This is a genomic window from Geobacillus jurassicus NBRC 107829 (genome assembly GCF_001544315.1).
In the GTDB taxonomy this organism is placed as follows: Bacteria; Bacillota; Bacilli; order Bacillales; family Anoxybacillaceae; genus Geobacillus; species Geobacillus jurassicus.
Genome location: NZ_BCQG01000091.1, coordinates 1 through 6,318 on the forward strand (window position 1 = coordinate 1; position 6,318 = coordinate 6,318).

General features: G+C 40.3%; 6 protein-coding genes and 2 pseudogenes. 1 reads left to right on the plus strand and 7 read right to left on the minus strand.

What is annotated here, in order from left to right:
* Positions 1-193: transposase (locus tag GJ1_RS16870; RefSeq protein WP_245629446.1), on the plus strand; the 193-nt coding region annotated here is incomplete at its 5' end.
* A gap of 72 nt (positions 194-265) precedes the next feature.
* Here the strand turns inward: GJ1_RS16870 and GJ1_RS18150 are convergent.
* From GJ1_RS18150 to GJ1_RS19175, 7 genes and pseudogenes are all read right to left on the minus strand, one after another.
* Positions 266-440: pseudogene (locus GJ1_RS18150) on the minus strand (IS982 family transposase); the annotation flags it as partial.
* A gap of 190 nt (positions 441-630) precedes the next feature.
* Complete coding sequence (locus GJ1_RS16880; protein ID WP_066234962.1) at positions 631-1,068, minus strand: DUF4304 domain-containing protein; 438 nt, start codon at positions 1,066-1,068, stop codon at positions 631-633.
* Positions 1,069-1,419: 351 nt separating this feature from the next.
* Positions 1,420-2,583: pseudogene (locus GJ1_RS16885) on the minus strand (RHS repeat-associated core domain-containing protein); the annotation flags it as partial.
* Between the two features lie 253 nt (positions 2,584-2,836).
* The gene (locus GJ1_RS16890) at positions 2,837-3,175 is read right to left on the minus strand and encodes an Imm8 family immunity protein (RefSeq protein WP_044736697.1); all 339 of its coding nucleotides are present in this window, start codon (positions 3,173-3,175) and stop codon (positions 2,837-2,839) included.
* A 19-nt stretch (positions 3,176-3,194) separates the two neighbouring features.
* Positions 3,195-4,484 (minus strand): RHS repeat domain-containing protein, encoded by a 1,290-nt coding sequence (locus GJ1_RS16895; RefSeq protein WP_245629447.1) that lies wholly within the window; start codon positions 4,482-4,484, stop codon positions 3,195-3,197.
* A gap of 207 nt (positions 4,485-4,691) precedes the next feature.
* Complete coding sequence (locus GJ1_RS16900) at positions 4,692-5,558, minus strand: YxiH-YxzG fusion protein (protein WP_066234969.1); 867 nt, start codon at positions 5,556-5,558, stop codon at positions 4,692-4,694.
* A 74-nt stretch (positions 5,559-5,632) separates the two neighbouring features.
* Positions 5,633-6,318: RHS repeat-associated core domain-containing protein (locus GJ1_RS19175; protein WP_245629449.1), on the minus strand; the 686-nt coding region annotated here is incomplete at its 5' end.

Genomic DNA, 6,318 nt, shown 5'->3' on the forward strand with positions numbered 1-6,318 from the left:
TTTCCTGTATCTGCCGCCCTGCTCGCCGCAGCTCAACCCGATCGAGCGTTTGTGGAAATGGCTGAAGGATACGGTGATCGCCAACGCCTTTCACAAAGACCGCCACGAGATCCTGCAAGCGGTTCAACGATTTGCTCATTACATTCAGGAACGCCCGGAGGAAGTGTTGCGGCGCTTGGGGTGTTCCGCGTAATCGAAAAGTTAACTTTTCAAGGTGCATTTATATAATTTGAAAAAGGGATTCTGAAATAATGTGCTAGTTTACACCTAAAATATGAATGGCAATGATGACAACGTCTTCTTGCTTCACCAAATGACGATTGCGGCGCTGCAAATACATTTGGATGGATGGGAGTTGGGCAGAAACAAAGAAGAAAATGGCCGCATATTGTTTTTGAATTTTCGCTTGATCTGTAGTAAAAATGAAAGTGCTCTTGCACGGGGATTCTCCTTTCGAATGATGGTTGGCACTTTCATTCTACAGGAGATCCGCAGGCAAGGGCTATTTTTATGCTTACTCGATTTTATCTAGCACCACGGGTTACTACTTTTTCTTGAGTCAATAGCTTATCTAAATTGTTATAAAAAAGACGACACTGCTATAAAGCAAGCAGGTCGCCTAGATTGGTTCTATCGTACTGTTTGCTTTTGCTTTATTTTTTCAAACCAATTTCCTGCAACATCCAAATATGGCAAAACATTCTCAGCTATTCGAATAAATTCTGTTTCCTCTAAATTTTGGTTTTCGTTATCGAATTTAAACCAATCTTTATCTCCATTTTTATTATTCATTATTCTAAAACGATTGTTTAAGTGAAAAGCATTCATCTTTTGAAATGGTCGAACTATACCATCAACTATCACGTTTCCTTCCTCATTAACCCTTGCTACTCCAACTTCTATTATAAATCCTCCTCCCCATTTATCAAATTGAAACGATAGCAAATAACCTAACTGACCTTCTTGCTTCCTAAAATGAGGAAAAGCCCCTTTAAATCCCCTGTTTCTTAATTCTGGGACAACTATTTTTTTTAAAGCACTAACCATTTTATCCTTATTAGATAACATAAAGATCCCTCCTTTACTCTTTAAAAGCTTTCACGATGTATACTATATGATATACCATGTTTCTTTAAAAGTTTTCTAAGATTTCTACTTGGTCCTACTTTACCTGTTCTTGAGCTTACGTAGAAGTTCCAGTGCACCCTTTTTACTTTTCCATGTTTTAATAACCATGCATCCTTTGCAATCTGTGCTCTCGTGAAAGCAGAAGCTGAAACCCTTCCCACTTTCACTTCATGTAATGTACCATTTTTTTACAATATCAGCTCGTCTTGTTGTTTTTCCAACACTAAATATTCTTTGAAGATGGGCTGGTTTAGCCCCTAATCTTCTAGCAAGATATGTCTCAGCAGCAAATCCAGCTTCTCTAGCTGCTTTTAATCTTCCTCCACCGACAAAACCGATAGCCGCCGCAGCTGCGACACCTGTCCATCCTTTTCCCGACTTGTACGCCTTATACGCATCATACGCCGCAAATCCCGCGTTGATAGCCAGCCATACCCAATGCCCATCCGGATCCACCAACATCACCGGATTGTTGTTCGCGTACGTATAGCCGTTTTGTGTGAGGATATCGTCCGCATCCCCTGGGTCTGGGTCTAAAGATAGGAACACGCCATGCTCTGGGTGGTAGTACCGGGCAATCAGGTAATAAAGACCCGTTTCTTGGTCATATTGGTATCCCGCATATCGGTATGGGTTTTCGTCCGCCAATGCGCCGGATTGGGATAGAATGTTCCCCCACGCATCGTATTGGTAACGGGCTACGATGTTTCCTTGCGCATCCGTTAGGGCGATGACATCGCCATGGGCGTTATAGTGGTAAAAATACGTTGCTGTGCCTTTCTTCATAGCAAGGAGTTGCCCATTTTCTCCGTATATATACGACCTTACCACATTTCCGCTTGCATCGGTTTCATACAGAACGTTCAGGCTGTCGCCTTGGTAATGGTAGTTCGTAATAACACCATTCACATTCTTTTGAATACGGCGACCGTCTTCATCATATTGGTACGTCACAAACGGCGTGCTTTCGCCTTTTCGAGTGATAGAGACAAGCTGATCGGCTTCGTTCCATTCATATTGGTACTCGCCGTCTTCGGTCCGGTTGCCGTTGGCATCGTACGTGATCGTTTCATCGCCGAAACGGGTCAATTGATTCGCTACATTATAATCGGCCGTGATCGTCATGGATAGTCCGTCTTTCGTTTTGACGATTTGCTTGCGATTGCCGAATCCATCGTACGTATACGCGATCGTCGTTCCATCTGGCCATTGCTCTTCCACTAGTTGATCTAAGACGTCATAACGATAGAGCGTCTTCGCGCCGGTCGGGGTGGCGATTTCTGTCCGATTGCCGTTTTCGTCATAACGGTACGTTTCCGCCAACAACTCGGTTCCATCTGCCGTCCCCACTGACAGACTTTTCACCAAGCCGCGGTCATCATACGTGAAGGTAGCGCCCGCTCCATTTCCAGTCGTGAAGGTGCGAATGTTTCCTCTCTCGTCATAATCCATGTTTTTTGTTTGGTTACATTTCTCTAGTTAGTTGTTATTCTTTCTCACTCTCAGATAATAAAAGCTCACAAACCTTAAAGTAGGTCGTGAGCTCTAAATAAAAATTTTTCATGAAAAGGCTCCATCAATATTCTGTGTTTCTGTCAAGATAGGTTTGAACAATGCTATCTTTAAAGCACCCTCACGTTAACAAGACGACATGTTAGGAAAATAGGTTGGATTTATATATCCAAAAAATTCCCAATTATACTTCGACTTAGTTTTCATACTCCCAAATAGCGTACCGACTAATAGCTAAAGCTGTTTCGTTCCACGTTTTTCTTGAACAATGTGCAAGTATTTTTTTGAGACGCTCCTCTACACTTTTTATATTAAAGTCTCTCATTATAAACAATCCCCTAGCTATCTCCAACCCTGACTTTTCCACCATATCCCTTAACCTTCTTGGACTTGTAACATAGATAGTAAATACTTCAGCAGAATCTGAGTCCCCCTTTATACCAATATCTGCTTCAATTTCAATCCAAAAATCATCAACATCCTCTCCCCAGTCTTCATCCATTATCGTTAAACAAAATAATTCAGGAATTATCATTTATATGGCTCCCTCCATGCTAAAAATTCAAGTGTGCATTTCGTAACTTATATGTCTTTTTGTTGATAGGACTCTTATAAAATTCCTCAAAATTCGCTTGATATACCCTTCTTGTTTTCTTATACTGCATTCTAAATACTTTAGATTTATCTTTACTTCTATATCCTATCCATTTACCATTTTTGTAGAGTGGCTTAGCCCCTGATCCAACCCATGCTTTCCCAGCCTTTTTTGCTAGTCTCTTACTTACTCTCCCTACTTCTATAGTAGTGTTACCTTTTCCATGCTTAGCCGCCAATAAAATCTTCATAATCTTGACTGTTTCTCTCGCTTTATAAATTCTATACGCTTTAAAAGCCGCACCGCCAACAAGCCCTGCACCTACCGCAATCGCCGCAGCCTTCCATCCACCTTTTTTAAATGCCTTATATCCATCATAAACCGCAAACCCTGCATTGATCGCCAGCCAGACCCAATGCCTATCCGGATCCACTAATATCACCGGATTGTTATTCGCATACGTATACCCATTTTGGGTTATTGAATCATCCTGATCCCCTGGACCTGGATCTCTCGAAATAAACATTGCCGTTTCTGGATCATAATATCGTGCTTGAAGATAATACAGTTTGGTTTCTTTATCATAATAATACTCTGCATACCCCAGTGGTTGTCCAGCGACTCCTGTATCTTCTGAAGCGGAAAGGACTTTGCCCCATGGATCGTAGCTATAACTAGCCATCGTCGCTCCATTTTCATCCACGATACGTACGACATCTCCGCGGCAATTCGTCACATAGTAAAACGTATCGTCGTTTGAGTTCGTGATGGTGTTCGGCTTTCCATTCGCCCATGTAAACGCCCACACCGTTTGTCCGTTATCATCGGTGATACGAACTAAATCGGAGCCGGCATAGTGATAATGGTACGTTACACCGTTGACTGTTTTCGTTTTCCGCAAACCGTCTGGATGGTACGTGAAGCTGGCGATCGTATTGCCGTTTAAATCTTTCACATTAAGCAGGCGGCCTTCCCCATCCCATTCGTATTGGTATTTGTCATCTTGAAGCAAATTTCCTGCTTCATCGTAGCTGAAGCCCTCGACTTTATTCGCCACGTTAAAGGTGAGCGTCTTGCCGTGCGGGTTTTTCAAGTTCCCAGCCGCATCGTAGTCATACTGAACCGTGTTGCCTTGATATGTCCATGACGTTAAGCGGCCGGCAAAATCATATGTAAACGTATGCGAATCCGCACCATCAAAATACATTACAATGTTTCCGTCCGCATCGTACGCATAGGTCAAATCCAATGCACCCGCACCGACGACATGCTGATCCGTTAATCTTCCGCGTCATAATACGATTGATACATGCTTAAAGAAGAAATGTTGCAGCTATTCCTTCGACACGTGACAGGCACTCTTGTCACAATCCTATGTTAAAACGAAACAGAGTAATAATCCTGTCCATAAATACAAACAGAACTATTACTCCATTAACCCGAAACATTGTTCTATTTAGAACTTTTCTAAATCTAGCTTATAAATAATATTTTTACTAACTCCATACAATATACTTCCTCTACCAAAATAATAATCAAATGTCAATTTGTTACCTTGTGTATCGTATGCTGTATATTCTTTATGTTGCTTATTTTCTAGATTAATTCCCACAATATCTCCTTCATTGGTTAAAACAAAAACCATATTGTGCCCAACAACCAAATTTTCTCCACGACTAACATTCGATTCCCACCAACAAGCAGTATTACTATTCTTTTTTAATTGCACTATAGGATATTTTGCATCTGCACTATAATAATATAGCCATACATCGTTAGAATCAGAAATGTTTACTGCATGACAATGATCAATGGGTGGAAAATTTCGTTGCTCAACTAACATATCAAATGCATCATATATAATAGCTCCATTTTTATCAAAACATACAATTCCCTTACTTCCTATTTCACTTTCATGAAAAATTCCTTCATCACTATAACCAATCCATATATGGTGATCTTGATCTACTTTACATGTATTTACTCCATTACCTACACAAAATTCTTTTAATAAATTTCCTTTTTTGTCATATATAAATGCATTATTTTCTTGATCATGTGTTAAGTAACCACAGATTAGTAGATAGTTATCTTCTATTAACTGCAAGAAGTGTAATTCTTTATTTGCAACGACTTCATACGACCGCTTCTCTCCATTATCTAAATGGACTATTTTATATAAAAAGGGATTACCATTAGTATTTTCATGTAAATAAAGTATCAATATATCGTCTTTTAATCCCAAGTCTACAGATATAGGTTCATATTTACTTAATTCTGTAATTTCATAATATTTATTAAATATTAATTTGTCAGTATTCAAATATATAACCCCCTTCTTTTTATAGAGAGGCATTATTATCTTTTAAAAGATAATAATGCCCGAAAATAATATAACTAGAAAGGAAAACTTGTTACAACTTTACCGGATGGTTCCCGAATGACTCTTACTCTATTAGTAGGTTTCCCTCTAGTATCTGTTCCTACGGGTCTTTTAAATGTTTTTTCATGGATAGTTCTACCATATCTACCTGTTCTTACGGGCTTTGTCCTCGCAGTTGCTCTAGTGGTTCTCTTTAAAGTTCTATTACTTTTAAACTTACTTTTTGGTTTTTTTCCATCTTTCATCTTTTTATTAGATTTAGGACCGTGCTCCTCTTTAATATGGTCCCAGTCTATCTCCCCAAGTTTTGTTCCTAAATACCACGCTCCATAGGCCCCGACAACAGCAGCAGTACCAATTAACATTACTTGTCCAACACCAGGAACAAAATAAAGCCCTACAGCATACGCAAACTTCCCATCCGGATCCACCAACATCACCGGATTGTTGTTCGCATACGTATATCCGTTTTGCGTGAGAATGTCATCCGCATCCCCCGGATCTGGATCCAAGGAAAGGAACACTCCATGCGTTGGATGGTAGTATCGGGCAATTAAGTAATAGAGACCCGTTTCTTGGTCATATTGGTATCCCGCATATCGGTATGGGTTTTCGTCAGCCAAGACGCCGGATTGGGATAGAATGTTCCCCCACGCATCGTATTGGTAACGGGCCGCGATGTTTCCTTGCTCATCCGTTT

Bases quoted from the DNA above. Each gene is read 5' to 3' on its own strand.
- GJ1_RS16880 (WP_066234962.1), bottom strand. From the start codon at position 1,068: ATGTTATCTAATAAGGATAAAATGGTTAGTGCTTTAAAAAAAATAGTT.
- GJ1_RS16890 (WP_044736697.1), bottom strand. From the start codon at position 3,175: ATGATAATTCCTGAATTATTTTGTTTAACGATAATGGATGAAGACTGG.